At 60.2% G+C, this 26,867-nt stretch carries 21 protein-coding genes; 5 read left to right on the forward strand and 16 right to left on the reverse strand.

What is annotated here, in order from left to right; all coding sequences use genetic code 11:
• A partial coding sequence (mgtA, locus tag AB5758_RS06685) for a magnesium-translocating P-type ATPase (RefSeq protein ID WP_368155449.1) occupies window positions 1-1,923 on the forward strand: 1,923 nt, incomplete at its 5' end.
• Between the two features lie 180 nt (window positions 1,924-2,103).
• Here the strand turns inward: mgtA and AB5758_RS06690 are convergent.
• Window positions 2,104-3,534 carry a helix-turn-helix transcriptional regulator gene (locus tag AB5758_RS06690; RefSeq protein ID WP_368155450.1) on the reverse strand — a complete coding sequence of 477 codons (1,431 nt, stop codon included), beginning with the start codon at window positions 3,532-3,534 and terminating at the stop codon, window positions 2,104-2,106.
• A gap of 473 nt (window positions 3,535-4,007) precedes the next feature.
• On the opposite strand from AB5758_RS06690, the gene AB5758_RS06695 reads away from it, so the two are divergent.
• The 4 genes from AB5758_RS06695 to AB5758_RS06710 all read left to right on the forward strand — a co-directional run bounded on the left by AB5758_RS06695 (window position 4,008) and on the right by AB5758_RS06710 (window position 8,305).
• On the forward strand, window positions 4,008-4,745 hold the full coding sequence (locus AB5758_RS06695; RefSeq protein WP_055310636.1) for a DUF4428 domain-containing protein: 738 nt from the start codon (window positions 4,008-4,010) through the stop codon (window positions 4,743-4,745).
• 24 nt (window positions 4,746-4,769) lie between these two features.
• The gene (locus tag AB5758_RS06700; RefSeq protein ID WP_368152454.1) at window positions 4,770-6,092 is read left to right on the forward strand and encodes a hypothetical protein; all 1,323 of its coding nucleotides are present in this window, start codon (window positions 4,770-4,772) and stop codon (window positions 6,090-6,092) included.
• Between the two features lie 48 nt (window positions 6,093-6,140).
• Window positions 6,141-7,382 (forward strand): SPFH domain-containing protein, encoded by a 1,242-nt coding sequence (locus AB5758_RS06705; RefSeq protein ID WP_368141284.1) that lies wholly within the window; start codon window positions 6,141-6,143, stop codon window positions 7,380-7,382.
• Window positions 7,383-7,462: 80 nt separating this feature from the next.
• Entirely contained in the window at window positions 7,463-8,305 is an 843-nt protein-coding gene (locus tag AB5758_RS06710) for a hypothetical protein (protein ID WP_368141285.1), read from the forward strand.
• 111 nt (window positions 8,306-8,416) lie between these two features.
• Here AB5758_RS06710 and AB5758_RS06715 read toward each other — a convergent pair whose 3' ends face one another.
• The 15 genes from AB5758_RS06715 to AB5758_RS06785 form a co-directional block, all read right to left on the reverse strand.
• On the reverse strand, window positions 8,417-9,037 hold the full coding sequence (locus AB5758_RS06715; protein WP_368141286.1) for a response regulator transcription factor: 621 nt from the start codon (window positions 9,035-9,037) through the stop codon (window positions 8,417-8,419).
• Window positions 9,034-10,527, reverse strand: coding sequence for a sensor histidine kinase (locus tag AB5758_RS06720; RefSeq protein ID WP_368141304.1), 1,494 nt, complete (start codon window positions 10,525-10,527; stop codon window positions 9,034-9,036). Before AB5758_RS06720 ends, AB5758_RS06715 begins: the two co-directional genes overlap by 4 nt.
• Before the next feature lie 2 nt (window positions 10,528-10,529).
• Window positions 10,530-12,329, reverse strand: coding sequence for a histidine kinase N-terminal 7TM domain-containing protein (locus AB5758_RS06725; protein ID WP_368141287.1), 1,800 nt, complete (start codon window positions 12,327-12,329; stop codon window positions 10,530-10,532).
• Window positions 12,330-12,552: 223 nt separating this feature from the next.
• Window positions 12,553-13,983 carry a 6-phospho-beta-glucosidase gene (locus AB5758_RS06730; protein WP_368141288.1) on the reverse strand — a complete coding sequence of 477 codons (1,431 nt, stop codon included), beginning with the start codon at window positions 13,981-13,983 and terminating at the stop codon, window positions 12,553-12,555.
• Between the two features lie 345 nt (window positions 13,984-14,328).
• Window positions 14,329-14,973, reverse strand: a complete 645-nt coding sequence (locus tag AB5758_RS06735) for a DUF4867 family protein (RefSeq protein ID WP_368141289.1) — start codon at window positions 14,971-14,973, stop codon at window positions 14,329-14,331.
• Between the two features lie 144 nt (window positions 14,974-15,117).
• Entirely contained in the window at window positions 15,118-15,606 is a 489-nt protein-coding gene (locus AB5758_RS06740; protein WP_117770240.1) for an S-ribosylhomocysteine lyase, read from the reverse strand.
• A gap of 152 nt (window positions 15,607-15,758) precedes the next feature.
• Window positions 15,759-17,249: an FGGY family carbohydrate kinase gene (locus AB5758_RS06745; RefSeq protein WP_329738859.1), complete on the reverse strand. Its 1,491-nt coding sequence runs from the start codon at window positions 17,247-17,249 to the stop codon at window positions 15,759-15,761.
• A gap of 56 nt (window positions 17,250-17,305) precedes the next feature.
• Window positions 17,306-18,247: a transketolase family protein gene (locus AB5758_RS06750; protein WP_329738858.1), complete on the reverse strand. Its 942-nt coding sequence runs from the start codon at window positions 18,245-18,247 to the stop codon at window positions 17,306-17,308.
• Window positions 18,240-19,076: a transketolase gene (locus tag AB5758_RS06755; protein ID WP_199576976.1), complete on the reverse strand. Its 837-nt coding sequence runs from the start codon at window positions 19,074-19,076 to the stop codon at window positions 18,240-18,242. Before AB5758_RS06755 ends, AB5758_RS06750 begins: the two co-directional genes overlap by 8 nt.
• Before the next feature lie 2 nt (window positions 19,077-19,078).
• On the reverse strand, window positions 19,079-20,479 hold the full coding sequence (locus tag AB5758_RS06760) for an L-fucose/L-arabinose isomerase family protein (protein ID WP_368141290.1): 1,401 nt from the start codon (window positions 20,477-20,479) through the stop codon (window positions 19,079-19,081).
• Window positions 20,480-20,737: 258 nt separating this feature from the next.
• Window positions 20,738-21,748, reverse strand: coding sequence for a LacI family DNA-binding transcriptional regulator (locus tag AB5758_RS06765; protein ID WP_368141291.1), 1,011 nt, complete (start codon window positions 21,746-21,748; stop codon window positions 20,738-20,740).
• A gap of 174 nt (window positions 21,749-21,922) precedes the next feature.
• Window positions 21,923-23,341 (reverse strand): 6-phospho-beta-glucosidase, encoded by a 1,419-nt coding sequence (locus tag AB5758_RS06770; protein WP_164473267.1) that lies wholly within the window; start codon window positions 23,339-23,341, stop codon window positions 21,923-21,925.
• 146 nt (window positions 23,342-23,487) lie between these two features.
• Complete coding sequence (locus tag AB5758_RS06775; RefSeq protein WP_271740368.1) at window positions 23,488-24,936, reverse strand: PTS transporter subunit EIIC; 1,449 nt, start codon at window positions 24,934-24,936, stop codon at window positions 23,488-23,490.
• A gap of 70 nt (window positions 24,937-25,006) precedes the next feature.
• The gene (locus tag AB5758_RS06780) at window positions 25,007-25,846 is read right to left on the reverse strand and encodes a PRD domain-containing protein (protein ID WP_231500758.1); all 840 of its coding nucleotides are present in this window, start codon (window positions 25,844-25,846) and stop codon (window positions 25,007-25,009) included.
• 249 nt (window positions 25,847-26,095) lie between these two features.
• Window positions 26,096-26,867, reverse strand: a 772-nt coding sequence (locus tag AB5758_RS06785; protein ID WP_368155451.1) for a nucleoside hydrolase, incomplete at its 5' end; no start/stop codon positions are given.

The following is a 26,867-nucleotide window of genomic DNA, read 5'->3' on the forward strand; positions in this document are numbered from 1 at the left end:
AGCGTCTCCATGCTGCTGGTGCGCCTGATGCTCGTTATGGCGCCGGCCGTCTTTGCCATCAACGCCGCCACCAAGGGCAACGTCATCGACGCGCTGCTGTTCGCCACGAGCGTGGCCGTGGGCATCACGCCGCAGATGCTTCCCGTCATCGTGACCACGAGCCTGTCGCAGGGCGCCAAGGACCTCGCCCGTCGCCAGGTTATCGTCAAGGAGCTGCCGGCGATTCAAAACCTCGGAGCGATGGACGTCCTGTGCTGCGACAAGACCGGCACCCTCACCGAAGACCGCATCGTGCTCGAGCGCTACCTCAACACCGATGGCAACGAGGACGCGCGCGTGCTGCGCCATGCGTTTTTGAACAGCTTCTTCCAGACCGGCCTCAAAAATCTTATCGACCTGGCCGTAATCGACCGTGCCGATGTGACGCCCTCGGCCGTCGTGCCCGATTCTATGCTGGGCCAGAGTCTGCGCGACCGCTATACCAAGGTCGACGAGGTTCCCTTCGATTTCTCGCGCCGTCGCCTGAGCGTAGTTGTCGCCGACGCCCAAGGCAAAACCCAGATGGTTACCAAGGGCGCTGCCGAGGAAATGCTCGAGATCTGCTCCTTTGTCGAGATCGATGGCATCGCTCAGCCGCTCACCGACGAGAAGCTCGCCCAGATTCGCAAGCAGATCGCCGGACTTAACGCCGAGGGCCTACGCGTAATTGCCGTGGCGCAGAAGACCAATCCGCGCTGCGTGGGCGAGTTTGGCATCGCCGACGAGTGCGACATGGTGCTGATGGGCTTTTTGGCCTTCCTCGATCCGCCCAAAGCAAGTGCTGCGGGCGCCGTCGCCACCCTCGAGGCCAAGGGCGTGGCGGTCAAGGTCCTAACCGGCGACAACGACCGCGTCGCCGCCACCGTCTGCGAGCAGATTGGTATCGATGCGAGCAACGTCTTGCTCGGCTCCGAGATCGATGCGCTCGATGACGCCGAACTTGCCGAGCGCGCCGAGAAAACCCACCTCTTCGCCAAGCTCTCGCCGCTGCAGAAGGCGCGCCTGGTACGTGTCATGCGCGAGATGCTCGGCCACACCGTGGGCTTTATGGGCGACGGCATCAACGACGCCGCCGCCATGCGTGCGAGCGATTGCGGCATCTCGGTCGATTCGGCCGTCGATATTGCCAAGGAATCCGCCGATATCATCTTGCTTCAGAAGGACTTGGGCGTGCTCGAGCGCGGCATCATCGAAGGCCGCCGCACTTACGGCAACCTGCTCAAGTACCTCAAGACCACGGTGAGCTCCAACTTTGGCAATGTGCTGTCCGTGACCGTCGCGAGCCTGTTCTTGCCGTTTTTGCCCATGAGCGCCCTGCAGCTGGTACTGCTGTCGCTGGTCTACGAGATCGTGTGCATCGCACTGCCGTGGGACACCGTCGATGACGCCTGGACTGCCCGCCCGCGTGCCTGGGACGCCGCGTCCATCAAGGGCTTTATGCTCGAGCTGGGCCCCGTGAGCTCGCTGTTTGACATCGTGACCTTCGCCGCGCTCTTCTTTGTCGTGTGCCCCGCCGCCGTGGACGCAAGCTGGTCCGAGCTTGCCGCCGCGGGCGACGTCGCGGGTATGGCGACCTTTGCTGCGCTCTTCCAGAGCGGCTGGTTTGTCGAGTCCATGTGGTCGCAGACACTCGTGGTCCACATGTTGCGCTCCCCGCATCTGCCGAGCCCGCGCGACCACGCCGCGCCCGCATTGTGCGTTCTTACCGTGCTGGGCCTGGCGCTCGTCACCTGGCTGCCGGCAAGCCCCATCGCCGATGCGCTCGGCCTCATGCCGCTGCCCACGAGCTTTTTTGGGCTGCTCATTGGCATCGTTACCGCCTATATCGCGCTCACCCAGCTGGCGAAGCGCCGCTACATTGCCCGCCACGGCGAGCTGCTGTAGCAAGTAGACGGAAAACACCCTGCCAGCTGCCGTTGCCACTACCACAGCTGCCAACGCCGCTGCCGTTGCCTCTGCCGCCGCAGTCTATCCCCCCCCAGCAGTTGCGGTGAAATAGTTCCTGTTTAAAGCCCCGTGACTTTAATTTAGGGACTATTCCACCGCAACTTATTGGGAGATTAGCTAGTCCTTGGGTGTCCAGGACCAGAAGAAGTTGATGAGGGCCACGCGCGAGGCGGTACCGGTCTTTTTGTTGATCGAGGAAATGTGGCGATAGAGCGTGGAGCGCGAAAGAAAGAGCGTTGTGGCGATGTCCTGAACGCTCTGGTCCGAAACGACCAAGACCTCAAGAATATCGCGCTCGCGCTCTGTAAGCCCAAAGGTGGCGACGAAGGCATCAAGGCGTTCATCGGACGTGAGCTCCGCTGCCTCCACGGGCTCGGGGTCGGAGCATGTGGGCGCAAGATCCCCACCAAGATCGTCGGTGGCAAGCGGCAGGCCATCCTGCATCACGGCATCATCGGCTCGTTGCCCCAACTGCCCCAGCAGCGTAATCGCAATGCCCACAAACATCACGAGCGCCGCACCGACCGCAGCCAGCACATTTTGACTCGAGATAATCGCCACTGCCGGCGCCGTCACGAACATCGAGCACACGTTGTTGACGACGCGACCCATGCACGGCCAAAAATATGACCAGCGCGCATAGAGCGAGACGGCGGCATAGTATGTGGTAAAGAACACCACGAAAAAGCCCGAGCCCAGATAAAAGATGGTCGTGGCAGCAAGCTCGTTGCCGCCATTGCCATCGACGATGAGCACAAAGAACGAAAGCGTGGACAGTATGGCGGCACATGTCATGCCGATATTCATATACGAGCGGCCGTGCAGGTCAAATAGTGCGCCAGCGACCAACGAGCTCACGACAAGCAGCAGGCGCGGCCAATCGCCCAAATCGACGGCTCCGACAGCATGCAGGGTCGTGAAGCCCGCGTTGAGAGCGGCGAATACGCTGGAAAGATACGCCGTCGCCACGGTCAGGCGAACTACGGCGCGACGGAATGCCGCCTTTGCCTCGGGATCGTCATGCCACTTGGCGCCATATTCCAGAGCATCTACCGAAAGCCCGGCAGCACTGGGTTCAAAGTTGGGATCGGACTCGTCGCGCAGCTTGGCGCGTCGGGCACCGTGGAGCAACGCCACCTGCGCGATCGCACAGACGACCAGAACAGCCTGCTGAGGAATGCCGACAGGCATCACCATGTGGTTGAGCACCTGCACCAGAACGCCCATGGCGTAAGAAAGTGCGGCGGCGCGCGCCAAGCAGGGCGTTCGCGCAAAGCGCCTCGCAAAATTTGCATGAGCAGTCGATCCGCAGTAGCCCAGCGCGCAGCACGGCACCAAACCGCCGGCAATTACCACCTCAACCTGAACCGCCATAATCAACAGCAGCAATGCCGCCACCAGCAAAACGCCCGTGACGTCACTCGTTGCGTCGATAGCATGGGGACGGCGATAGTACAGAATGGGACGCACAAAAAAGCCAATCACGCTCGCGCCGATGACAAGGCTCTCATAAATAACGACCTCGTTCGGAGACACGAACTCGGCCATGCGCACATCAAAAAGATACTCGCACGCCAAAAACGTGAAGAAGAACAGCGCCAGGCATATAATCTCCCGAATGCCCCGACGCAAATATACGGTTGTATCTCCCATGCCCCTCATGGTTAACCCCCAGCCGCTCAATTGTCTGGAAATCTATTTTAATAAAGAACCAGTCTCAATATCGAAGCCAGGCTCGAAATGCTGCCAATTCGACCCCAGCCGTCCACATCACGCCGCGATTTTGAGCCGCATGGACCAGAAGGGACGCGCGCGATCTCTAGCTCGGCCAGGAGTGTCTCCAACTACCACTCATTTAAGTACGTCCCCAATGAGTGGCCGAAGAACGTCCCCAACGACTAGTCAAAATGGGCCATGTGTCCCAGTTGTGGAGACTCCTTGAGCCGTCTGGGTATCGCGAAGGATCGCGCACTCCCCCATCATCAAAAGTGACACACGCTACCAGTTGATGGGAGGCAGCCATGGGCTTCTTTGACAAGATGTTCGAGAAGAAAGAGTGCGCGATTTGCGGTACCGAGCTGGGACTTCTAGGTAAGACAAAAATCAATGAAGGCTACCTGTGCAAAGAGTGCGCCGGCAAGCTCTCCCCCTACTTTCACGGCTATCGCTCCAGCACCGCGGACGATATCCGTGAGCAACTCGCCTACCGCGAGGCCAACGCCGAGCGCCTGTCTTCGTTCAACCCCACGCGCACGCTTTCTGCCGGGCGCACCAATATTATGCTCGATGAGGACGCGGGCCTGCTGATCATCACTTCGCAGAGCCGCTGGCGCGACGCCAATCCCGACATCATCGAGTTCTCGCAGGTACTCGGCTGCGATATGGATATCGACGAGCAGCGCACCGAGATCTATCGCGAGACCAAGGACGGCGAGCGCGAGAGCTACAACCCGCCGCGCTACGACCTGGATTACGACTTTAATCTGACCATCCACGTCAACACGCCGTACTTTACCGAGATCAACCTGCGCGTGAACGACTCCACCATCGATCAGCGCGGCTCCATCGAATACCGCGAGGCCAAGCGCCAGGCAACCGAAGTCCGCGATGCGCTGGTGCAGCTGCGCCAGGAAACGCGCGACAGTGTCGTGGCCGCCAAGGCTCCCAAGACCGCGGTCACCTGCCCCTTCTGCGGAGCCACCACCATTCCCGATGCCAGTGGGCGCTGCGAATACTGCGGCGGCGCCATCGGCGCATAGCCTCCGGCAGCGAAAGGACCGATCATGGCCTTCGAGAGCGTTAACTATCAGTGCCCTGCCTGCGGTGGCCCCTTGCATTTTGCAAGCGCCGAGCAAAAGCTCGTCTGCGACTACTGCGATTCTCGTTTTGAAGTCGAAGAAGTCGAGGCCCTCTATCGCGAGCGCCAGGACAAGGCAGACGCCAAAGCCGATGCCGCAGCCGCAACGCCAAAGCCCGTCGCCGACGACGCGGTGCAGGAGCTCGCCCAAAACGCCGGCTACATCTGCTCGTCGTGCGGCGCCGAGCTCGTGTCCGACGGCACCGTCGCTGTCACCACCTGCCCGTACTGCGGCAACTCCGCCGTAGCGCCCGGTCAGCTTTCGGGCGACTTCTCGCCCGACCTGGTGATTCCATTTAAGCTCGGGCGCGATGACGTCACGGCCGCACTCAAGGAACACTACAAGGGCAAGATCTTGCTGCCCAAGAGCTTTGTCACCGGCAGCCACATCGACGAGGTCCAAGGTGTCTACGTGCCGTTTTGGCTCTACGGTGCCCGCGTTGACGGCGAAGTGTACTTTGACGCGACCAACGAGACCGTGACCGAGGAATCCGACCGCACCGTCACGACCACCGACCACTACGATGCCTATCGCAAGGGCAATATCTCGTTTAAGCGCGTGCCCGTCGACGGATCGTCCAAGATGCCCGACGGCCACATGGACGCCATCGAGCCGTTTGACTACGACGCACTGCGTCCGTTCTCGGTCGCATATATGCCCGGCTACATCGCCAACCGTTACGACGAGGACTGCGAGACCTGCAAGGCGCGCGCCGAGCGCCGTATGGAAGAAAGCACGATCTCGGCCCTGCGCGAGACCGTCGTCGACGAATACGACGATGCCACGGTCGAAAGCAAGCAGCTCGACTACACCTGGGAAGACAGCGACTATGCCCTGTTCCCCGTGTGGATGCTTTCCACCTCGTGGAACGGCAAGAGCTACCTGTTTGCCATGAACGGCCAGACCGGCCGCTTGGTCGGCGAGCTTCCTTGCTCCAAGCCCAAGCTCGCTATCGCCTCGGTGCTGTTCTTTGTGATCGGATTTGTCCTCTCCCAGATCCTCTTCATGGGTGAGAACGCCTTCGATCCGGATTACCTCACCTTTGATATCGAGGGCATCCTCATCAACATCGTCGCGCCGCTGATCATCGTGGTCATCGCAGACGTGCTGCTGGTGGGCCAGCTCAAGACGGCCAACGAGGCCACCCACGCCGATTGCTACTGTGGCGAGCTCGACCTGACCGAGAAGCACGACACCTTTAGCCATACCGAGACCTCGGTCGTCATGAAGGACAACAAGGACGATTAGCCATTCTGACCAATACCACCCGACCTTTGACGAGAAAGGAAAATCACCATGGGACTCTTGAAAGCTGGATTGGGAGCTGCCGGCGGCGTCATGGCCGACCAGTGGAAGGAATTTATCTATTGCGAATCGATGCCTGCTGACGTCTTGGCCTGCAAGGGCGTCAAGCGCACCGGTGGCCGCAGCTCCAACACGCGCGGCGAGGACAACGTCATCTCAAACGGCTCCGTCATCGCCGTCAACGATGGCCAGGGCATGCTCGTGGTGCAAAACGGCAAGATCATCGAGGTCGCGCTGGAGCCCGGCGAGTTTGTCTTTGACACCGGCAGCGAGCCGAGCGTCTTTAGCGGCAATCTGGGCGACTCCATCAAGGAGACCTTCGCCAATATCGGCAGCCGCTTTACCTTTGGCGGCGATGCGGGCAAGGACCAGCGCGTCTACTTCATCAACACCAAGGAGATTATCGGCAACAAGTACGGCACCGCCTCGCCCGTGCCCTTCCGCGTGGTCGACAACAACATTGGCCTCGACGTTGACATCTCCGTGCGCTGCAACGGCGAGTATTCGTACCGTATCACCAACCCGCTGCTGTTCTACACCAACGTGTGCGGCAACGTGACCGATAGCTACACGCGCGATAAGATCGACAGCCAGCTTAAGTCCGAGCTGCTCACCGCCCTGCAGCCCGCCTTTGCCAAGATCTCGGAGATGGGCATCCGTTACAGCGCCATCCCCGGTCACACCACCGAGCTCGCCCGCGCGCTCAACGAGGTCCTCTCTGCCGACTGGCGTGACCTGCGCGGCGTTGAGATCGTAAGCTTTGGCGTCAACTCCATCGCCGCCTCGCAAGAAGACGAGCAGATGATCAAGGACCTGCAGAAAGCCGCGGTCATGCGCGATCCCACCATGGCGGCAGCCAACATCGCCAGCGCCCAGAGCGATGCGATGCGCGCGGCAGCCGCCAACCCCAACGGCGCGATGGCAGGCTTTATGGGCATGGGCATGGCAGGTGGCATGGGCGGCATGAACGCCAGCCAGCTGTTCGCCGCCGGCCAGGCACAGCAGCAGGCCGCCCCGCAGCCGGCTCCGGCTCCCGCCCCCGCACCGGCTCCCGCCGCCGCACCTGCGGCCGGCACGTGGACTTGCAGCTGCGGCGCCACCAACACCGGCAAGTTCTGCTCCGAGTGCGGCAGTCCCGCACCCGCCCCGGCACCGGCAAAGTGGTTCTGCCCCAACTGCGGCAGCGAAAACGGCGGCAAGTTCTGCAGCAACTGCGGAACGCCCCGGCCCTAGCCCCTCTATCTGGTAATTGGCGGGGGATCCGCCACCCCCGCATTTGCTTCTATGGGTTTCGTTCGATGAAGGAGGACACCATGAAGACAACGTTCAAAAAGTCCGTACTCGCATTTCTGACATGCGTCCTGGCGCTCGCCTTTGCCCTGACGGGCTGCAGCGGCGGCGGCAAAGACCCCAAGGCCAACTTCGTCGGCAGCTGGCAGTACTCGGGTGGAACCTTGGATGGCGAAGAGCTCACCGATGAGTACATGGATATGCTCAAGGAGTGGGGCCTCAACTGCGTCCTGATCCTCGACGAGGACGGCACAGGCGTCCTCGATATGTTCCTTGAGGTCGCCGACCTGAAATGGGAAGCCAAGGACGCCACCACCGTAACGATCACCGCCGAAGATGAGTCGCACGATCTGAAGCTCAAGGACGACAAGCTCGTCCTGGAGGTGGACGGCGACAAGCTCATCTTCACCAAGTCCGACAAGGACCTGTCCGGTACGGTGAAGAAGGATCGCGAGGCGGCCGAGAAGGAAGAGGAGATCGATGAGGCCGTCGAAGACGACGATGTCCAGAGCGTCGAAATCTCCCCCGCCGTCACCGTCGCCGATGACGACCTGTGCACCATCACCATCACCGAGAAGTTCCAGGACGACTGGGGCGACATCGGCTTTGTCGTCAACATCGTCAACAAGAGCGACAAGGACCTGACCTTCTACGCCCCCACCGGCAAGACCAACGTCAACGGCACCATGAAGGAAGCCTGGTTCTCGGCCCACCTGATGCCCGGCACCAACGCCACCGAAGAGTTCACCTTCTCGAACGGCACACTCGATAGCCTTGACGACCTCGTCAACACGACCATCGGCATCGATGCCTACCTGACCGATTCCTACGAGGACGTCGCTTCCTACACCGCGACCATCGCGTAACGGCAGACATCGACGGCCGCGGATTGGCGGATACATCCGCGCACATGTCAGGCGGGGCCGCAGGAGTTGATCCTGCGGCCCCGTCGTTTTTATGCCGATGCGTAACGAGCGCTAGCGCTCCATGTTGGGAACGATGCTGCCCTCCGTTACTGCGCGCACGGCCAAGCGCATGATGTTGTCGTAGCCGGTCTTGCTCAGGATCTCCGAGATGCGACGCTTGATGGTGCCCTCACTCATAAACAGCTCGGCCGCGATCTCGCGGCGGCTTTTGCCCTCGCAGGCAAGGCGCAAAATCGACAGCTCGACATCGTCGAGTGCCGCCGTACCCGAAAAAATACTTTCGGGCGGCTTGGGAAACGTGCAATAGCCCGCCAGCGTGGAGCGCATCACGGCGAACAGCTCGTCGATACCGACGTTCTTGTACACAAAGCTGTCGACGCCCGCCTCGCGGGCCTGATCGACAAAGGTAATCTCGGGCATGCCGGTCATGATAATGATGCGGCACTCGGGCAGCTGCTCCTTGATGCGCGCCGCCGCCACGATGCCGTTGGAATCATGCTCGGTGCATACGTCCATCAGTATCATGTCCGGGCGCTCCTTGAGCGCGACACCCAAGGCCTCGGAAGCATCGGCAATGGCGGAAACAACGGTCATATCGGGCTGGTCGCCAACGGAGCGCGCCAGGCTCTCGCGCAGGATGGCCTGGTCTTCGACTATAAGGACGCGGATCATGAACTTCTCCTTTGGACCGTGGCGTTGGAGGCAAGCGGGATGGACACCGTAAGCGTGAAGGGCGGGGCGGTGTGGACTTCCAGGCTGCCGCCCAGATTCTGTGCGACATGCCTCATACCTGGGATACCCGTTCCCTCGCGATACGATACGGGTGCAGGCGCGCCGTCGTTAGACACGGCCATCCGCGCAACAGCGCCGTTTTCCGACGTCTCCTGCCGCAGGCGCACATGGACCTGATGGGCCTGTGCATGCTTGGTGGCATTGGTCGAGGCCTCGCGGATAATCTGCAGAAAGGCTGCGGCGACGCGCGCGTCGCTTGGCAGCTCGCCCTCCACATCGATCTGCACGCTTACCAGGCCAAAGGCATGGACGATATCACCCAGTTGCTCTGCCGGTTCGGTGTCGCCCCCGCTGCGCAGATCGGCAGCGATTGAGCGCAGCAGTGGGTCGATCTGCTCGAGCGACTCGTCATCCAGGCGCCCCTCCTCCAGATAACGATGGAGGATGGACAGGCGCTGCCCGATCACGTCGTGCACGCGAGCGCGCATACGCAGATAGGCCGCATTGTCAGCAACTTTTTTGACTTCTTCAATCTGGGACTGGAGCTCTTGGCCCGCAAGCTCAAGTAGGTGGTTTGCTTGCGCCAAGCGGTCGTAGGCGTGTGCGTATTCCGTCACGTCCAGTCCGATAATGCGCTCAAAGAGGCGGCCCGAAACCATAACCTCGTCGTGCACAAATAGGCGAATCTCGGCGGGAGAAATCTCGATCACCGCGCGAGCATCACCAAAACGATCCAAGTTAATCCGCACACGGTTCCTACTGCTTTCGGGCATTTGCATGCTAAGTTTGCGCAAGTCGTTCCATGTGTCGCTCATGTCACCTAGATCGGTGGGCATATGAAGTTCCACCAGGTTTTTGCGCATGCAGCGGTTCATGAGCAGCGGACGGCCCCTCGGGTCCAGATACAGGATGCCCACGGGAATCACGTTGATGGTCTCGATCGTCGAGAACGCGGTGATATCCTCCTGGCGGTTACGGACGTCCATCAAGAGCGCCGCGATGGAACGGAACAGGAAGAACGCTCCCTCTGCGATAAGGACAACGGTCCACGCCGAGCCCATGGCAAAAACCACCGGCGGTGTAACGGTGACAACAAGCAGCAGCTCGACCAGCATGACGGGGCGACGATAGTGCACCATAAGCACCACGCCATAGGCAAAGATTGCGGCATTGAGCCACAGCACTCCGCCCATTGCCCTGGCGCAAACGTCAAGCGGCGCCACCAGATACGAGCCAGACGACGCGAACAGGATAAGCGCCGAAACCACCAGGTGAAGCACGAGGCTCGCCTCGTAGGCGCAAATCACCTTACGGTTATAGGACGAGCGGCGCGATGCGATGAGCGGGACGTGGATCGTCTGCAGACACGCAGCCAGGGCAAAGACAACATCGAGCGCAACGATTTGGGGAAGAATGAGCGAAATCTGCATCGTCACTCACCCGCCCTCGGCATCAAGACGATCATGCGCAGCTGGCCGGGCTCGCCCTCAAGGCGGTATGCCACGTTGCGCCCTTGCAAAGCGCTTTCGAGCTCTTGCGCAGCGGGTGTCTGCGAAAGATCCTCCTCGTCGTTGGAGAAAAGCGTGGCACGCAACTCGACGCTGCACCGATCATGGTCACTCAGGTGATACATAAGCGCCGGATGATCGGTGGTGTAGGCAAAAAACGCAAAGTCATACACGCAGTCGTACAGGGCGCTTACCGTACTGGCGTGCATCGGGCGCCGTATGGCGATAATCGAGGCGCAATCGATATCGATGGTGCGCAGGTCGCTTGCGAGCTCGTTGGCAATGAGCTGAATACGGTCGCGGTCAAAACCGCTCTCCCCGTGCTGCGCCAACGTGAGCGACCCCTTGCGCTTGCAATAGGCGACGAGCATCTTGGCGCGCTGCAGCATGCGGTAGCGCTCGTGCGAAGATACTTCATCGGTCAACGGCGGCAGCGAGCTCAGCAGGTCGTACACCCCTTCGAGTGCGCGGGCAAGCGCCTGGTCCACGTCTTGGACCAGCAAGGTCTCGGCCTCTTGATCTGCCAAATGCGTCTTAAGGTCGTAGTCGGCGGCGAGTAGCTCGTTTTGACGCTGCAGCTCCATGCGACGATGTGCCAGTTCACGGTTAAGCTCGTTGAGCTCCGACACGTCTTGGGCAAGCAGGGCCGATCCGCCCAGCAGTGGAAAGGCACGGTACATCACATCGGGATCGGACGCCACGGCAAAGGCATGGGCGCGGCCGTGCTCCTGGGTCCGCAACTCCTCACGCACGCCTACCGGCATTGGCTTTGACACCGGCGTGGCATAGACCTCCTGCAGGTCGCGCGTTAGAACTTTGAGGTCGAGCGGCAAGGTGTCGAAGATGCCGGCGATGTCGTGATACGACGGAATGACACCGCAATCGAGACAGATTTCCATCGCCACCACGCACAGGATGCAATAGACGAGCGAAAAATTGAGCCTCCATGCCCAGGGCACACGCAACGCATACGAGATGGCAAAGAATGCGCCACCCAGCAGTACGAGCGCCGCCGTGCCCGAGAAACGCTGGATGCGAAAGGACGAGGACCGACCAACCAGGATAAAAAAGGCCACGAAGTCAAAGGCCGTCCACACGAGGACGGCGAAATAACCCCAGCCGTACGTGTAATCGTTGCTCCAGGTGTCGCTTGTACGGTCAAAGTGGAAGACCTGCTGGTGAAAATCGTTGGTGAGCACAAATCCGATAAGCAGGATGGCCGCAATCCACAGCGCAGCGCAGTAGCGGCGACCCAGGCGGTGTTGCTCCAGGCCCGCAAGGCGCAGGCCGCAGAGCTGATAGAGCAGCGGAATAAGCGTCATGGGCACGTAGTACAGGTACCACAGCACGGTGGCATAGAACGGCGTGAACGACTTGTACTTGAGAATGACCTCGATCATCCATAGGGCGCAGATGGCGGCGATGGCCACAAGGCGCCGACGCAGCACATAGTCCAAACAGCGCAGATAGACCGATACGCCCCAGATCGAAAATACAATTGCGGCGACAAGCAGCGGCAGAGAGCTCGAATGGACGAGCGCATCCACGACCTCTTCGGACACCTCGCTATAGGCGGGCACGGCGTTAGAAAGTTTGGGGTCGAAGGCGAACAGCGCCGGCAAGACTGCCAAAAGCATGAGGAACAGCGCGGTGATGGCGCCGGCGATAGCAAAGACGCGGTGACGGTACACCTGATGTGTTATGCCAACAAGGAATCGCGGCATGGCGAAGAGCCTGCCACCCCTGGGATCCGCAACCGGCGCGGTCCGGGCGGCCGCGTGGCCGATATGTCGCTCGCGGGTACCCATAGTCCCTTTAGTGTACCGACAGATGGGCCGAAAAAGCGGGCCGCATGTCCCAAAATCCGCAGACGGCAAGGCGCCCGGCGAGCACATACTCGCCGGGCGCCTTGGTTAGGAGGCTATGAAGTTGAGTGTCTCAGCTTCCTTAGGAAAGGTCCTCACCATTAGAAGCAATAACCTTCTTGTACCAGTCGAAGCTCTTCTTCTTGGAGCGCTTGAGGGTGCCGTTGCCTGCATCGTCGCGATCGACGTAGATAAAGCCGTAGCGCTTGGACATCTCGCCCGTGCCGGCAGACACCAGGTCGATCGGGCCCCAGGTGGTGTAGCCCAGCAGGTCAACGCCGTCCTCGGTCACCGCGTCGCGCATCGCGGCGATGTGCTGGCGCAGATAGTCGATACGGTAGTCGTCGTTGATGGAGCCATCCTCCTCGACAACATCCTTGGCGCCCAGACCGTTCTCGACCACAAACAGCGGCTTCTGATAACGGTCGTACAGGTCGTTAAGGGTGATGCGGAAGCCCAGCGGATCGATGGCCCAGCCCCACTGGCTCTCCTGCAGGTAGGGATTCTTGGCACCGGCAAAGGCGTTGCCCTGGGTGCGCTCGACATCGGGGTTATCGGCACTGGCGGAGCAACGGGTGCTGTAATAGCTAAAGCTGATGAAGTCGACGGTGTTAGCGGCCAGGATCTCGCGGTCCTCGTCGGTCATGCCCACATCGATGCCTAGACGCTCGAGCTTCTTGACGGCATAGGCCGGATAGTAGCCGCGGCTCTGGACGTCGACGAAGAAGTAGTTGTCCTGGTTATCGAGCTGCGCCTGGCGTACATCGCCCGGACGGCAGCTGTAGGGGTAGTAGCTACCTGCGGCGAGCATGCAGCCGATCTTGATCTCGGGGTCGATCTCGTAAGCAATCTTGGTTGCCCAAGCGCTGGCGACGAGCTCGTTGTGGGCGGCCAGGTACTCGACGGCCTCCTTGTTCTCGCCCTCCTCAAAGACCAGGCCGGCACCCATAAACGGCAGGTGCAAGATCATATTGATCTCGTTAAAGGTGAGCCAGTACTTCACCAGGCCCTTGTAGCGGGTAAAGATCGTGGTCGCGAGATTCTTGTAGAAGTCGATGAGCTTGCGGTTGCGCCAGCCGCCGTACTCCTTGATGAGATGAATCGGGCAGTCGAAGTGCGTGATAGTCACGAGCGGCTCGATGCCGTGCGCCTGGCACTCGCGGAACACATCCTCGTAGAAGGCCAGGCCAGCCTCGTTGGGCTCGGTCTCGTCGCCGTTGGGGAAGATGCGGGTCCAAGCCAGGCTCATACGGAAGGTCTTAAAGCCCATCTCGGCAAAGAGAGCGATGTCCTCCTTGTAATGGTGGTAGAAATCGATGCCGGTCTGCGCGGGATAGTAATAGCCGTCCTCGAAGTCGAGCATCTTACGCTGGCCGGAGACCACCGCATAGCGCTCGGGGCCGTGCGGAGCCACGTCCACGTTGGCAAGGCCGCGGCCGTCCACGTTATAGGCGCCCTCGCACTGGTTGGCAGCCGTCGCGCCGCCCCACAGGAAGTCATTACGGAAAGCCATGCATCAATCCTTTCGCACGCTGTTGTCATAAGCTCAGTATCCCTGCAAACGGGGTACCGCTCAACGGCAACGGCGCAGGCCGATACTTCTTTTCGCGCGCAGGTGCCCGGCAGCCGCCCCGTCTGACACTTTTTGATACCCGCCTGTCCAAGCCGCCACAAAGGGGACAGGCACCTTTGTGGTGGCTTGGGCCCGGTTTGTCTCAATCTGTAACAGTTTGACAGCCAAAATCGGGCCTGGTGTTACAGATTGAGATTGTTCGGCCTGTCCCCTGCAGTTTGTCTAAATCTGTAACAGGTAGAGACGATCTAGCCCGCTAGGTGTTACAGATTGAGACAGAAGATTCTAGTCCACGGTGATGTCGAGGTTCTTTCCGATGAGGCCCACGTAGCCGCCTTCGGCTGCCTTGGGGCTGTCAGCATGGCAGAGAACCCACTTGTCGGCCTTCCAGTAGCAGTAGCTGTCGCCGGCCGCGGGCATGTCGGCCGCAGCCCCGGGGCGTGGGCCGTTGGTACCCGCCGGCAGCGCCACCATCACCTGGAAGCCACCGTCGTCAACCATGCATGGCGTGTAGTGGAGCGTGGTGTTGAAGACCTCGACGACCTTGCCCGCCGGCACGCGGAACGCCTTGACCTGAGCGGTATCGAGCTTGCCGCCCTCGATCTCCCAGCGATGCGCCACAAGCAGGATAAAGTCGCGAGCGCCCAGGTTGAATTCGCTGGCGCGATGATACTCCAGGCAGTTAAGTCGTGTATTGTGGCCGTTGCACCAGCCCAGCTGGAAGGGACGACCGCCAAACATGAGAAAGCCCAGTTTATCGGCATCCTTGACGCCCTCGAGCTCCGGCGCACTTGCTACGTACTTGCTGCCCTCGGGAATGGGCGTGGCAGAAAGCGCCTCGAGCACGGGCGACGTGAGCTCGGACGGAACGTCATCCCAAACGTTGCCATAGGGCTTGAACTCGGGATCATTGACAGAGTAGATATGCATGTTCACTCCTGTTCGTAAATGTGACTATACGAACATTCTAGAACAAACATGAGCGATTTTGAACGCTCGTCCCGACCAATAAACAAAAAGGCGCCCCCGCATAAGCGAAGGCGTCCAATGCGCGCGTTTTGGACGATAAAGCCCTTAAGCCTGCTGATAGTGCAGGTGCTTCTCATCGATATCGGCCAGGTCACGGTCGAGATAGCGGCGTGCGAGCCAGTTTGCCATGGGGAGGTTTTGGTCCAGGTAGTTGCCGCACTCCTCGGGAGCGGCACCGGGGACATCGCCCTCAAAGCCGGCGACAAACTCGAACAGCTCACGCACGAGCGGCAGAATCTCCTCGCTCGTCACCTCGCCAAACACGACGAGGTAAAAGCCCGTGCGGCAGCCCATGGGCCCAAAGTAGACAATACGGCTCGACCACTCGGCATGATTGCGAAGGAACGTCGCGCCCAGGTGCTCAATGGTGTGGCACTCGGCGGTGTTCATGACCGGCTCCTTGTTGGGCGTGGTCAGGCGCAGGTCAAACGTGGTGACGGCAGCACCGGTTGCCGGATCGCGGTCGATGCGGCTCACATACACGCCGGGCTCAAGCAGCAGATGGTCAACGGAAAAGCTCGCAATGCGCTCCATAGCAGATCCTCTCGGTAGTCAATTTGGGACGGGGCTCTTTTAGCTGGTTCGAATGGTCGCACCAATCATACCAGTCAAAAAAGCCCCATCCCAAATTGACTACCTGGGACGAGGACCAATGATTTTTTAATCCCCGTCCCAGAAAAACCATTCTAGGCTGTGTAGGCAATCGTTGATTTCACGGCGTGGCGCCAGCCGGCGATCTTTTTGGCGCGCTCGTCGGCGGTCATGGCAGGCTCCACGATGCCGCGGGCCCCATAGACGTCGACGACATCGCGCGTGTACATGCCCAGCGCAATGCCGCAGGCCCAGGCCGCACCCAGGCCGCTCATCTCGTCGTTGCTCGCGATGCGGATAGGCGAGCCAACCAAGTCGCTCTCAAACTGCATCAGGTACGCATCGCGCGTGGGACCACCGTCAACGCGAAGCTCGGACAGCACCGCGCCCGAATCCTCGACCATCGCATCGATCACGTCAAAGATCTGATAGGCGATCGACTCGTCGGCGGCCTTCACGAACTCCGCGCGACCCGTGGTACGCGTCATGCCAAAGACGCAGCCCTCGGCGTCACTCGCCCAGTGCGGCGCGCCCAAACCGGTAAACGCCGGCACAAAGTAGACGCGGCTCGCCGGATTGGCAGCGTAGCACAGGTCGGTAACTTCCTCGGGGTTATTGATGAGCTCCAGATCGTCGCGCAGCCACGTCTTGACAGCACCGGCGTAGCTCACGTTGCCCTCGAGCACGTACTCGGTCACGCCGTCCATACGCCATGCGAGCGAGCTCGAAAGCCCGTGCGAGCTGGCAACGAACTCGTCGCCGACGTTCATCATGACCGAGCTGCCGGTGCCATAGGTCGCCTTGGCCATACCGCGGCTGTGGCAGCCCTGCGCGAACAAGGCCGCGTGGCTGTCGCCCAGCACGCCGTGAATGGGCACGGGCGCTGGCAAAAAGCCGCCCAGATCCGTCATGCCGAACAGGCCATCGGAATCGGTCACCTGCGGCAGGCAGGCCACGTCGACGCCAAAGGCCTCGCACACCGGCTCGCTCCAGCAGCCACGGCGCAGGTCAAAGAGCTGCGTGCGGCTGGCATTGGACCAGTCGCAGCGAAACTCCGCGCCGCCCGTGAGCGTCCAGACCACCCAGGCATCGATGGTGCCCAGGCACAGCTCGCCTGCCGCCGCGGCCTCGGCAGCAGCGGGAACGTTCGCAAGGATCCAGGCCATCTTGCCCGCCGGATAGTAGGGCGAGAGCACCAGACCCGTCGTGTCGCGCACCAGCTCGGCCACACCCTCGCGCGCGGTCAACTCGTCGCACAGCTCGCGGGCGCGGGCGCACTGCCACACCACGGCGTCGCACAGCGGCTCGCCCGTCGTGCGGTTCCATGCAACGGTGGTCTCGCGCTGGTTGGAGATGCCGATGCCGGCGACGTCGGCCGGATTGACCCCGGTCTCCTCCACCACGGCACGCGCCACGGCCAGCACATTGGTGGCAATCTCGGCCGGATCATGGCTCACCCAGCCGGCTTCGTTGACAATCTGGCGATGCGAGCGGTCGGCACGATGAATCAGATGGCCGCCCTCGTCTACCAGCAGCGCCTTGGTGCCCTGCGTGGACTGATCGATTCCGATGATGTAGCGGCCCATGGCCACCCCTTTCAAAACGAATGTGACAAAGGGACGGTCCCTTTGTCACATTCCAGTTACTCTGTGGGCAGGAATTCGGCGACGGTCTGCGCGATTCCGGCACCCGTCAGGCCGTAGTGTGCAAAGACCTCGGGGCTCGTGCCGGTGATGACCGGCGCGTCGGGCAGGGAGAGGCACTTGACCGGACGCGGGCAATGCTCGCCCACCACCTGCGCGACCATAGAGCCCAAGCCGCCGAAGGGACTGTGCTCCTCGACAGTCACGACGGCGCGCGTGGCACCGGCAGCCTCAATCACGGCCTCGGCGTCAAGCGGCTTGACGCAGTACATGTCGAGCACCGTTGCCGAGATGCCCTGCTCGGCCAGCAGGTCGGCAGCGTCCACGGCATGGCGGACCATCTCGCCGGTAGCGACGAGCGTTACATCGGTGCCGCGGCGTACCCAGGTGGCGCGATCCATCTGGAACGGGCACTCGCCCTCGGCGTACACGTCCTCGACCGGGTTGCGGCCCACGCGGATGTAGGCCGGCTTGTTGTCGGCGACCAGGGCCCGCACGAGCTCGGCGGTCTGGAAGCGGTCGCTCGGCAGATACACGCGCATGTTGGGAATCGCGCTCATGGCGGCGATATCCTGCGCGGAGTGATGGCTCATGCCCAAGGCGCCGTAGGACACGCCGCCCGAGATGCCGATGAGCTTGACGTTGGTGTTGGAGTACGAGACGTCGACCTTGCACTGCTCATACGAGCGCGTGGTCACAAAGGACGCCGGCGAGGCGGCCCAGGCCTTCTTGCCGCACGAAGCCATGCCGGCGGCGATGCTCACCAGGTCCTGCTCGGCAATGCCGACCTCGACGGACTGCTGGGGATACTGATCAAAGAACGGCGTGAGCGATGCGGAGCCGCGGGAATCGGAGCACAGGACGACGATATCCTTATCGGTCTTCGCGGCCTCGAGCAGCGTGTCGCAGATAACCTTGCGATTGGCGATCTTGTTAGCCATTGATGGCCTCCTTATGGGCAGCGAAATCGGCGATGATCTGGGCATATTCCTCATCGTTAGGCAGGTGATGATGCCAGGCGGCCTTGTCCTCCATAACGGGCGAGCCGTAGCCCTTCACCGTGTTGAGGATGATGACCGTGGGCTTGCCGCAGGTCTCGGCCGCAAGCGTCAGCGCGGCGTCGATGGCCCGGACGTCGTTGCCCGGAATAGAGAGCACGTTCCAGCCGAAGGCGGCCCAGCGCTCCTCCTGCGAGTCCTGCTTCATAACGTCCTCGGTGCTGCCGCTGATCTGCAGGCGGTTGCGGTCCACGAGCGCGCACAGATTATCGAGCTGGTAGTTGCCGCCGCTCATGGCGCCCTCCCAGACCGAGCCCTCGGCAAGCTCACCATCGCCCATGATGGTGTAGACGCGGTAATCGCGGCCGTCCATCTTGCCGGCGAGCGCCATGCCCACGGCCACGGGCAGGCCGTGACCCAGCGAGCCCGAGTTCATTTCGATGCCCTTGAGCTTGTTGTTGGGGTGGCCGATGTAGGGGCTGCCGAACTTGGAGAAGCGGGCCTTGACGTCGTCGAGGTCAAGATAGCCCTCGTGGCAGAGCACCGCGTAGTAGGCTTCCATGGCGTGGCCCTTGGAAAGCACGAAGCGGTCGCGGTTGGGATCGTCGACGGTCTCGGGCGAAATGTTGAGGTGGTTGGCATAGAGGGTCATGAGGGCGTCGATCACCGACATGTCGCCGCCGATGTGGCCGCCGGCGCCAGCCATGATGATATCGACGCAATCGCGGCGAAGGTCCCAACGCAGGGACTCAAGCTCTTCGATAGTTGCCATTTCTACTCTCCTCGCAGGTAGGCTTTAACGTCTTCTTCGATGGGGTCGTACAGGTCGGGGGCAATGCCGATGTACTTGCACGCCTCGTAGAGCACCGGCACCACGTTGGCGTGAATAGCGACGCAGTGGTGGATGTAGGGGCCCTCGACGATCTTGGCTTCGAGGCGCTTGAGGTTGTCGACCTCGACCCACAGGTAGATGCCCATGCCGGCCGGGCCGTCGATGCCGCGGGCGTTGCCCAGTAGCAGCGAGTACTCGCCGTTGTCACCGTCAAAGCGGGCAAGGGTGAGGTCGCCGTGCTTGGCCTCGGCCGTCAGCGCGTCGGGGTGATCGAAAGCCAGCGGGTAGGTGAGCTTGGGCTTGACGGCCGCGCAGCTGCAGGGCCAGGGGCCGCAATGCTGCAGCAGCTCGCCGTTCTCGTTATCGGGATGGCGCACGGTCCAGTCGGCGAACATGCCGCGGTGACGGCCCAGGTCGGCGGCCTCGACCATCAGCGCGGTGATGGCGCCGTGGATATCGGTCTCGCATACGATAGGAATGCCCATCTCGTTGAGGATGGCGTTGGCGGCGCAGGGCATAATGCCCAGCTCGTCCTGCAGAGCGTTCCAGCACTGAATGGCACCGGCGTTGCAGCCATACTTCTCGACCAAGCGCTTCATGGCGATGGCAAGACCGGCGACCGCGGGGACCTTGTCCTCGGGGATGCAGATCTCAAAGCTGTCGTTGATGTGGGCAAGCATGGCGGCCATGGCCTGCTCGTCGGCCTGGGCGTCGCGCACAGCCTGGACAAGTTCGGTCATGGGGATAGGCGAAAGCTGGATGTTGAACTTCTCGAGCAGCTCGCCCTCGTTGCACATGGTCGACCAGAAGTCGAATGGACGGGTGGCCATCTGCAGGATGCGGGTGTGCTTGAAGGTCTTGACCACGTTGCAAACGGCCAAAAAGTCCCAAACGCCGCGCTCGAACTCGGGGTCGGTCAGGCGGCAGTTGGTCATGTAGGTGAAGGGAACCTGGAAGCGGCACAGGACCTTGCCGGTGGCGAACAGGCCGCACTGGCTATCGCGCAGGCGTGTGCCGTCGGGCTCGGGGCGCTCGTCGCGCGGACCCCACAGCAGTACGGGTAGACCGAGCTCGCGGGCAAGGCGAGCGCAAACGTACTCGGTGCCAAAGTTGGCGTGGCACAGCATAATGCCATCGACGCCCTCGGCGCGGAACTTCTTCACGATAGGCTCGATATGGCTGTCGTCGAACAGCAGGCCCTCGTCATTGATGTCGTCGATATCCACGATGTCGACGCCGATCTCGCGCAGGCGATCAGCCGTCAGGCCGCGATACTTGATTGCGTCCGGCGCGCTAAAGATACTGCGGCGCGTGGGCACAAAGCCGAGCTTGATCTTGTCCATGTACGTCCTCCCCTAATCACATGTTCAGTAAACAGACGCATGTTTCGTTTTGTTCTGTTTACTAAATGTTTTACTCTACTGTTTAGAAGTTTAACGCGAAATACCCGTAGACGGTAGAGAAATCAGCCTAAACGGTATGTAAACAAACTGAACATACAAGGGCATCAAAAAGAGGGCCCCGAAGGACCCTCTCTTAGTAGCGTTATGTATGGCTGCCTTAGCGAGCTTTGCCTCCCTACGGCCTAGCGTTGCCTTTGCCTAGATTTCGCGCACGCTTTGGCGCTCGACAAAATAGGTCGACACGGCCGTCTTGCAGGTATAGCTCTTGGGATTGCGGATGTTGCCCACCAGGCGGCGCACCGCGATCTCGCCCACCTCGTGCTTGGGAACGTGCACCGTGGTGAGCGGCGGATTGGAGAAGGCGCCCAAAGACAGATCGTCAAAGCCGATGATTGAGACATCCTCGGGGACACGTATGCCGTGCTCGTTCAGCGCGCGCATGGCGCCTACGGCGAGCACGTCGTTTTCGGCAAAGAAAGCCGTCGGCAGGTCGTCGCGCGAGACGCTGTCGAGCCATGCGCCCATGTCGCGATAAGCACCTTCGAGCGTGGTGCCCAGTGTGACGCGCCATGTCGGGTTGGCCTCAAGGTCCGCATCCTCAAGCGCTTGGCGATAGCCGCGCTCGCGATCCTTAAAGTTGCGGATGCGAAGGTCGCCTGCCAGATAGCCGATTTGCTTGTGACCCTTCTCGATAAGGTAGTCCACGGCGCGCAGCACCGAGTCGGTGTTGGCAATGACTACGGCATCGAAGTACTGACGATCGCTCCAGCCATCGAGCACGATCAAGTGGGCGGCAGCGTTGGCGAACAAGGCATAGTCTTCCTCACCCAGCTCGGTACCCATCAGCACGATAGCGGCGGATGGATCGGCGATCAGGCCCTCGACCTGCGGACGCACGGCGTCCAAGTCGCTAAAGTCGAGCGAGACAAAGCTCGTGCTCATACCGTGACGACGCGCCTGGCGCTCCACGCCCTCAATAACCGCGGGATGAAAGGTGCTCTCGTCCAAAATGGCGCCCGTCTTGCACGCGAGCACAAACTGAATGCTCTCGAGCTGCGTCGACTGCTGGTAGCCAAGCGATTGCGCGCACTCCAGGATGACCTTGGCGGTCTCCTCACTCACGCTGCGCTTGCGGTTGAGCGCGTTGGACACGGTCGCAGGCGAAAAACCGGTGATGCGGCTGATCTCGCGAACACTTGCTTTGGCCATTGTTCCCCCTAGCAACGGCCGTGGCGGAGCATCGCAACTCGATGGCTCGGCAAATAAACGACCGCAAATTCAATCTAAACAGAATAGTAAATGTTTAATAGCTAGTTTAGCCTGTTGTCAAGCGAAGTGGCACGACTATTCCCCCAACGGGCGCATTTGTCCATCTTAACGTTATTACGCAAGGTCTTCGCCATTGCTTGCTATTACGCGTCGGTACCATTCGAAGCTTTTCTTTTTACGTCTCTCAAACGAGCCCGCACCGCTATCGTCTCGATCGACATAGATAAACCCGTAGCGCTTACGCATCTGTCCTGTGGCGACCGAAACCAAATCGATCGGGCCCCAACAGGTATATCCCATGAGTTCCACCCCGTCGAGCTCGACGGTCTCCCTCATCGCCTCGATGTGGGCCCGCAGGTATTCAACTCGATAGTCGTCTTCTATTTCACCCGAATCTTCCGGCACATCAGGAGCACCCAAACCGTTTTCGACGATGAACAGCGGCTTTTGATAGCGATCCCAGATTTCATTCATGGTGACGCGCAGCCCTTTGGGGTCGATAAACCTCCCCCAAGGCTCCTGTTTTAGATACGGATTAGGCGCCGAGCGAAGAAGGTTCGAATCGAACTGACCTTCCGCATGCGCTTTTGCGACGCGCGTCGAGTAATACGAAAACGAGACGAAATCGACCAGGTTTGCAGCCAGTACTTCGCGGTCATCATCCCGATAGGGCACCTCAAAACCATGGCGGGCGTATTCCTTGAGAACATAGCTCGGGTACGCACCGCGCACCTGGACGTCGGTAAACATGTAATGGCTGCGATTCTCAGCCTGCGCAGCCAGCACATCGTCCGGATCACATGTAGCCGGATAGAAGACACCTGCGTTGAGCATGCAACCGATCTTCGCCCCAGGGCACAGTTCATGACACGCCCCGACCGCACGGGCGCTCGCAACCAATACATGGTGCACGGCCGTGTGAACCGTTGCATAGCGATTCTCCCCTTGCTCGAAGATGATCCCCGCCGCCATAAAGCACGCCTGCGTCATGATGTTGATCTCGTTAAAGGTCAGCCAATAATTGACCAATCCCCGATAGCGCTCGAACACGGTACGCGAATATCGCTCGAACAGGTCGACCAACCTGCGATCGCGCCATCCGCCATACGCATCGACGAGATGCATGGGGACATCATAGTGGTTGAGCGTCACCAAAGGCTCAATGTCATGCGCGCGACACGTCCTAAAAACATCCTCGTAAAAGGCAAGGCCTTCTTCATTGGGCTCGGCTTCGTCTCCTTTGGGAAAAATGCGGCTCCAGGCGATTGATAAGCGCAGGCATTTAAAACCCATCTGGGCAAACAGTTCAATATCCTGCTTGTACCTATGGTAAAAATCAATGCCCTTGCGAGCGGGATAGAAGCTGTCGGGTGCCAACGCACGCGGATCAAGGTCTCCCCGCATGACGTCCATGCGTTGATCGCCAAACGGCAGCATGTCGGAATTGGCTAAACCGCGACCGCCTTCGTTCCATCCTCCCTCGCACTGGTTTGCAGCCAGAGCCCCGCCCCATAAAAAATCTTCTCTAAACATTATGGTGTCGTCCTTTCTATCAAATTCCCGGCCCACACTGTCGAACGCAACGGACTCGGCAAGTGCCGCGCAACAGCACAGTACCGTTGCGCGGCCAAGGGGTCGGACCGCGCAACGGCTGGGGAGCATATTTGTGTAGTAGCCTCTTATGCCTCGACGGATTCAACGGCCTCAGAATCGCCGCTCTTGGACTTCAACGGCATCTTCTCCTGTCCTTCAAATCCAAAAATCATCGCCAACGCAAACGTCACGGCACCGCCAGCAAGACACCCGATGGTGCCAGGGATGATATCCTGAGCAAACATGAGCACGTTCATCCATGGGAAACCAACGCCAGTGAAGATATAGACGTTGGCATGAAGAAGGCTTACCAGCAGACCACCGACAGCACCACCAATCATGTTCCAGGCAAGAGCCTTCTTGTCGCGAAACAGGATGCCGTAGATGATGGGCTCACTCACGCGACCGAAGGCATAGGTGATGAACAAGTTCCAGCCCGTGGCTCGACTCTCCTTGCCCTTAGCGCGCAGGCCATAGGCGAGCGCGATGGCAAGCGTGGTGTAGGCTACAACCGCGGTGCCGGGGTATAAGATGGCGTCGTAACCGTTCTGGAGCGCGGCGGGCAATATGGCGGTATAGATCGGCACGTGCATGCCGGTGGCGATGATCAGATTCCAGAATGCGCCGATAACCGCGGTCGCAGCGGGACCGGCAACAGAGGCGAGCCAAATGATGAAATCGGCCACAAGGCCCATGACAAATTGGACGGCAGGGCCGCAGAGGCACAGCGCGACCGGCAACATCACGAGCACCGTACCCACGGGTACGATCAGAATGCGCAACATATCAGGCGAGATCTTCTTAAAGAAGCGCTCAACATAGGACTGGGCCCAGGTGATCAAGATGACCGGAAGAACAGCCTGGGTGTAGTTGACGAGCTGCATGGGGATGCCGAAGACGCTGAAAGGCTTTCCGTCCTCAACAATAGCGAGCATGTCGGGATAAATCATCACAACAGCGATGAGCAGTGCCAGCACAGGACTCGTTTTGAACTTCTTAGCCGAGCTATAGGCGGCAAACACCGGGAAGTAGTAATACGCCGCATCGCCCACCAGGGAAAGGATCCGATACAGGTCGCTCGTTTCGGACATAAAACCGGCGCCTTCGGGCCCAAACAGAATAACGAGCATCTTGAAGATACCGGCGACACAAAAGATCGGAAGGATCGGGGTGATAGCGCCGCTCACGGCATCGAGCAGCTGATTGAAGAGGTGCTTGGGCGCCAAGCGCTCCTTCCAGCTAAGCTGAGGGCCATCGAGTTCCTCGTCAATCGATACCGTGACCTCGAATCCGCCCTGCTTACAAACCTCGTCGTAGACCTTGTCGACCGTGGGCCCGACCACCAGCTGCACCTGCCCTCCGGCGTGCACGACGCTGATGATAGACGAGATGTCCTCAAGCTTCTCATCATTCGAGAGGCTTTCATCCTTGAGGTTGAAGCGCAGGCGCGTCATGCAATGCGTAACCGAAGCCACGTTTTCCGCCCCGCCCACAGTGGAGAGAATCTGCTCTGCCACCTTTTTGTAATTTGCCATCATTGGCTCCTTTGCACAATCTTGGCTTACTGTTCGAATCGGCAAAGGTCATGCCCCGAATGGCTACGGGTTACAATCCTTTTTTGGAGATGATCCGGTTGAGATGGATCATCAGATAGAGTTCCTCCTCCTCGGAGAGCGTGGCGTCCCACGTTTCACGACAATAGGAACCGATATGCTTCACGCACTCTGCCAACTGCGGAAACTCCTCACGAAAGTTCTTGTACATCTGCATGTTGGCGCTGTTCAGCGACTCGCCGGCTTGAATGCGCTTGAACAGGTACCGCAGATGCGTGGCATAGCGAGTGAAATCGTAGGAATCGCGGTCAACGATGATGCGAAAATCACTCTCGACGATCTCAGTGACATCTTCTAGCATATCGTCAAACTGCTTGGTGGGTTTGCTCGCGGTCTCGATGGCCTGAACAACCCGCGCATTGACGAGATTCATCGCAATACTGGCAATCTCATCCTTGGGAAGCCGCTCTCCGAGCTCCTTCTCGAGTCGCATGACGATAAACTGGGCAGCCTTGTATTCCTTCGGATACGTCTCCCGCACTTCATAGGCAAGAGGCATCGCGATGCGGACCCCCTTTTGGGCTCGCGCAACGGCAAACGACAGGTGATCAGCCATGAACAGCGTCGCATTGGTCGAGAGGTCGTAGGGCAGTTCGTTGGCAACGATGTCCATAACTTTCGCCGCAAACATCACGATATCCGAGGGAAGATCCCTCATGACATCTTGTCCTTTAGGATCAATGTCGTAAAACGTATGCTCGATTTTAGAAAGAGGGAGCTCTCGAGGAAAATCTCCGCCGAAACCGACGCCCCTGCCCATGGCGATGACATCTCGCCCCTGTCCGTCACGGCAAAGAACCGCGTTGTTGTTAAGCTTTTTAATTGCAAGCATGGTGAACCTCCTTTCAAGAACACTCACAGAAAAAGGCATGATAGCCAATAGCAGTGCTATTGCGGTCATGCCTTACGTAACAATCCGTGTTGTATTGCTCTTGGGCATGCCTCCACACAGGAGTAACAATCCAAGATGCAGAATGCATTATAGCGCTCTCCCCGCCCCGGGGACCATCGGGCTGGCGAACGGTAGATGTCGGCCCGCCAGCGGCCACATCGAGCAGATGGGCGTGCTTCGATCCCGAGCCTAGCCTAGGATGCGGGCCATGCGCGCCTTGAACTCGGACAGAAAGCGCGGGGCGTCCACGGTGAGTGCCACAAGCGCGCTCTTGTCGGGGTCGGACAGGCGGTGCTCATCGCAAATGGTGCGACCGCGATACTCGCCCAGCAGATCAACACGCAGATTGCAGCCGAGTGCACCTACGAGCGTGGGGTCGATCGCCACGGCAACGGCCAACGGATCGTGCAGCGCACAACCACCCAGGTAGGGTGCGTTCATCTCGTACGAGCCAATGTAGTGCTCGACCATACTCGCAAATGCGCAGCCCGCCATGGTGCCCGAGCCCGTCCAACCGGCAATGTCGCGGCGCGTCAGCACCACGCGATGCGTCACGTCAAGACCAACCATGGTGAGTTTGCGGCCCGAGCGCAGCACGGCGTCAGCGGCCTCGGGGTCGCTCGCCATGTTGGCCTCGGCACCGGCGCTCACGTTGCCGGGCACGGTCAGGGCGCCACCCATCACCACCACGCGGCCGATAGACATCATCGCCGCCGCGTCGCGCTCAAGGGCGAGCGCCAGGTTGGAGAGCGGACCGGTCGCCACATAGACCAAGTCGGGACCATAGGTACGCGCGGCATCAATCAGGTAATCGACCGCCGCATTGCCATCGGCCGACGTCGCGCCCACCGGCTCGTACGGCGAGGCGGGCACGCTTGCGCCGCCGATGCCGTTCTTGCCGTGGATAAGCGTGGTGGACGCCGGCGGCGTGTAGGGTTCGGTCGCCTTCACGGGACGATCG

The sequence above is a fragment of the Collinsella aerofaciens genome, assembly GCF_040926405.1.
Taxonomy (GTDB): Bacteria; Actinomycetota; Coriobacteriia; order Coriobacteriales; family Coriobacteriaceae; genus Collinsella.

Excerpts from the sequence above, each read along its gene's own strand:
- AB5758_RS06690 (WP_368155450.1), bottom strand. The coding sequence starts at position 3,534 with ATGGCCGAGTTCGTGTCTCCGAACGAGGTCGTTATTTATGAGAGCCTT.
- AB5758_RS06695 (WP_055310636.1), top strand. The coding sequence starts at position 4,008 with ATGGGCTTCTTTGACAAGATGTTCGAGAAGAAAGAGTGCGCGATTTGC.
- AB5758_RS06700 (WP_368152454.1), top strand. The coding sequence starts at position 4,770 with ATGGCCTTCGAGAGCGTTAACTATCAGTGCCCTGCCTGCGGTGGCCCC.
- AB5758_RS06705 (WP_368141284.1), top strand. The coding sequence starts at position 6,141 with ATGGGACTCTTGAAAGCTGGATTGGGAGCTGCCGGCGGCGTCATGGCC.
- AB5758_RS06710 (WP_368141285.1), top strand. The coding sequence starts at position 7,463 with ATGAAGACAACGTTCAAAAAGTCCGTACTCGCATTTCTGACATGCGTC.
- AB5758_RS06715 (WP_368141286.1), bottom strand. The coding sequence starts at position 9,037 with ATGATCCGCGTCCTTATAGTCGAAGACCAGGCCATCCTGCGCGAGAGC.
- AB5758_RS06720 (WP_368141304.1), bottom strand. The coding sequence starts at position 10,527 with ATGCAGATTTCGCTCATTCTTCCCCAAATCGTTGCGCTCGATGTTGTC.
- AB5758_RS06725 (WP_368141287.1), bottom strand. The coding sequence starts at position 12,329 with ATGCCGCGATTCCTTGTTGGCATAACACATCAGGTGTACCGTCACCGC.
- AB5758_RS06730 (WP_368141288.1), bottom strand. The coding sequence starts at position 13,983 with ATGGCTTTCCGTAATGACTTCCTGTGGGGCGGCGCGACGGCTGCCAAC.
- AB5758_RS06735 (WP_368141289.1), bottom strand. The coding sequence starts at position 14,973 with ATGCATATCTACTCTGTCAATGATCCCGAGTTCAAGCCCTATGGCAAC.
- AB5758_RS06740 (WP_117770240.1), bottom strand. The coding sequence starts at position 15,606 with ATGGAGCGCATTGCGAGCTTTTCCGTTGACCATCTGCTGCTTGAGCCC.
- AB5758_RS06745 (WP_329738859.1), bottom strand. The coding sequence starts at position 17,249 with ATGGGCCGCTACATCATCGGAATCGATCAGTCCACGCAGGGCACCAAG.
- AB5758_RS06750 (WP_329738858.1), bottom strand. The coding sequence starts at position 18,247 with ATGGCTAACAAGATCGCCAATCGCAAGGTTATCTGCGACACGCTGCTC.
- AB5758_RS06755 (WP_199576976.1), bottom strand. The coding sequence starts at position 19,076 with ATGGCAACTATCGAAGAGCTTGAGTCCCTGCGTTGGGACCTTCGCCGC.
- AB5758_RS06760 (WP_368141290.1), bottom strand. The coding sequence starts at position 20,479 with ATGGACAAGATCAAGCTCGGCTTTGTGCCCACGCGCCGCAGTATCTTT.
- AB5758_RS06765 (WP_368141291.1), bottom strand. The coding sequence starts at position 21,748 with ATGGCCAAAGCAAGTGTTCGCGAGATCAGCCGCATCACCGGTTTTTCG.
- AB5758_RS06770 (WP_164473267.1), bottom strand. The coding sequence starts at position 23,341 with ATGTTTAGAGAAGATTTTTTATGGGGCGGGGCTCTGGCTGCAAACCAG.
- AB5758_RS06775 (WP_271740368.1), bottom strand. The coding sequence starts at position 24,936 with ATGGCAAATTACAAAAAGGTGGCAGAGCAGATTCTCTCCACTGTGGGC.
- AB5758_RS06780 (WP_231500758.1), bottom strand. The coding sequence starts at position 25,846 with ATGCTTGCAATTAAAAAGCTTAACAACAACGCGGTTCTTTGCCGTGAC.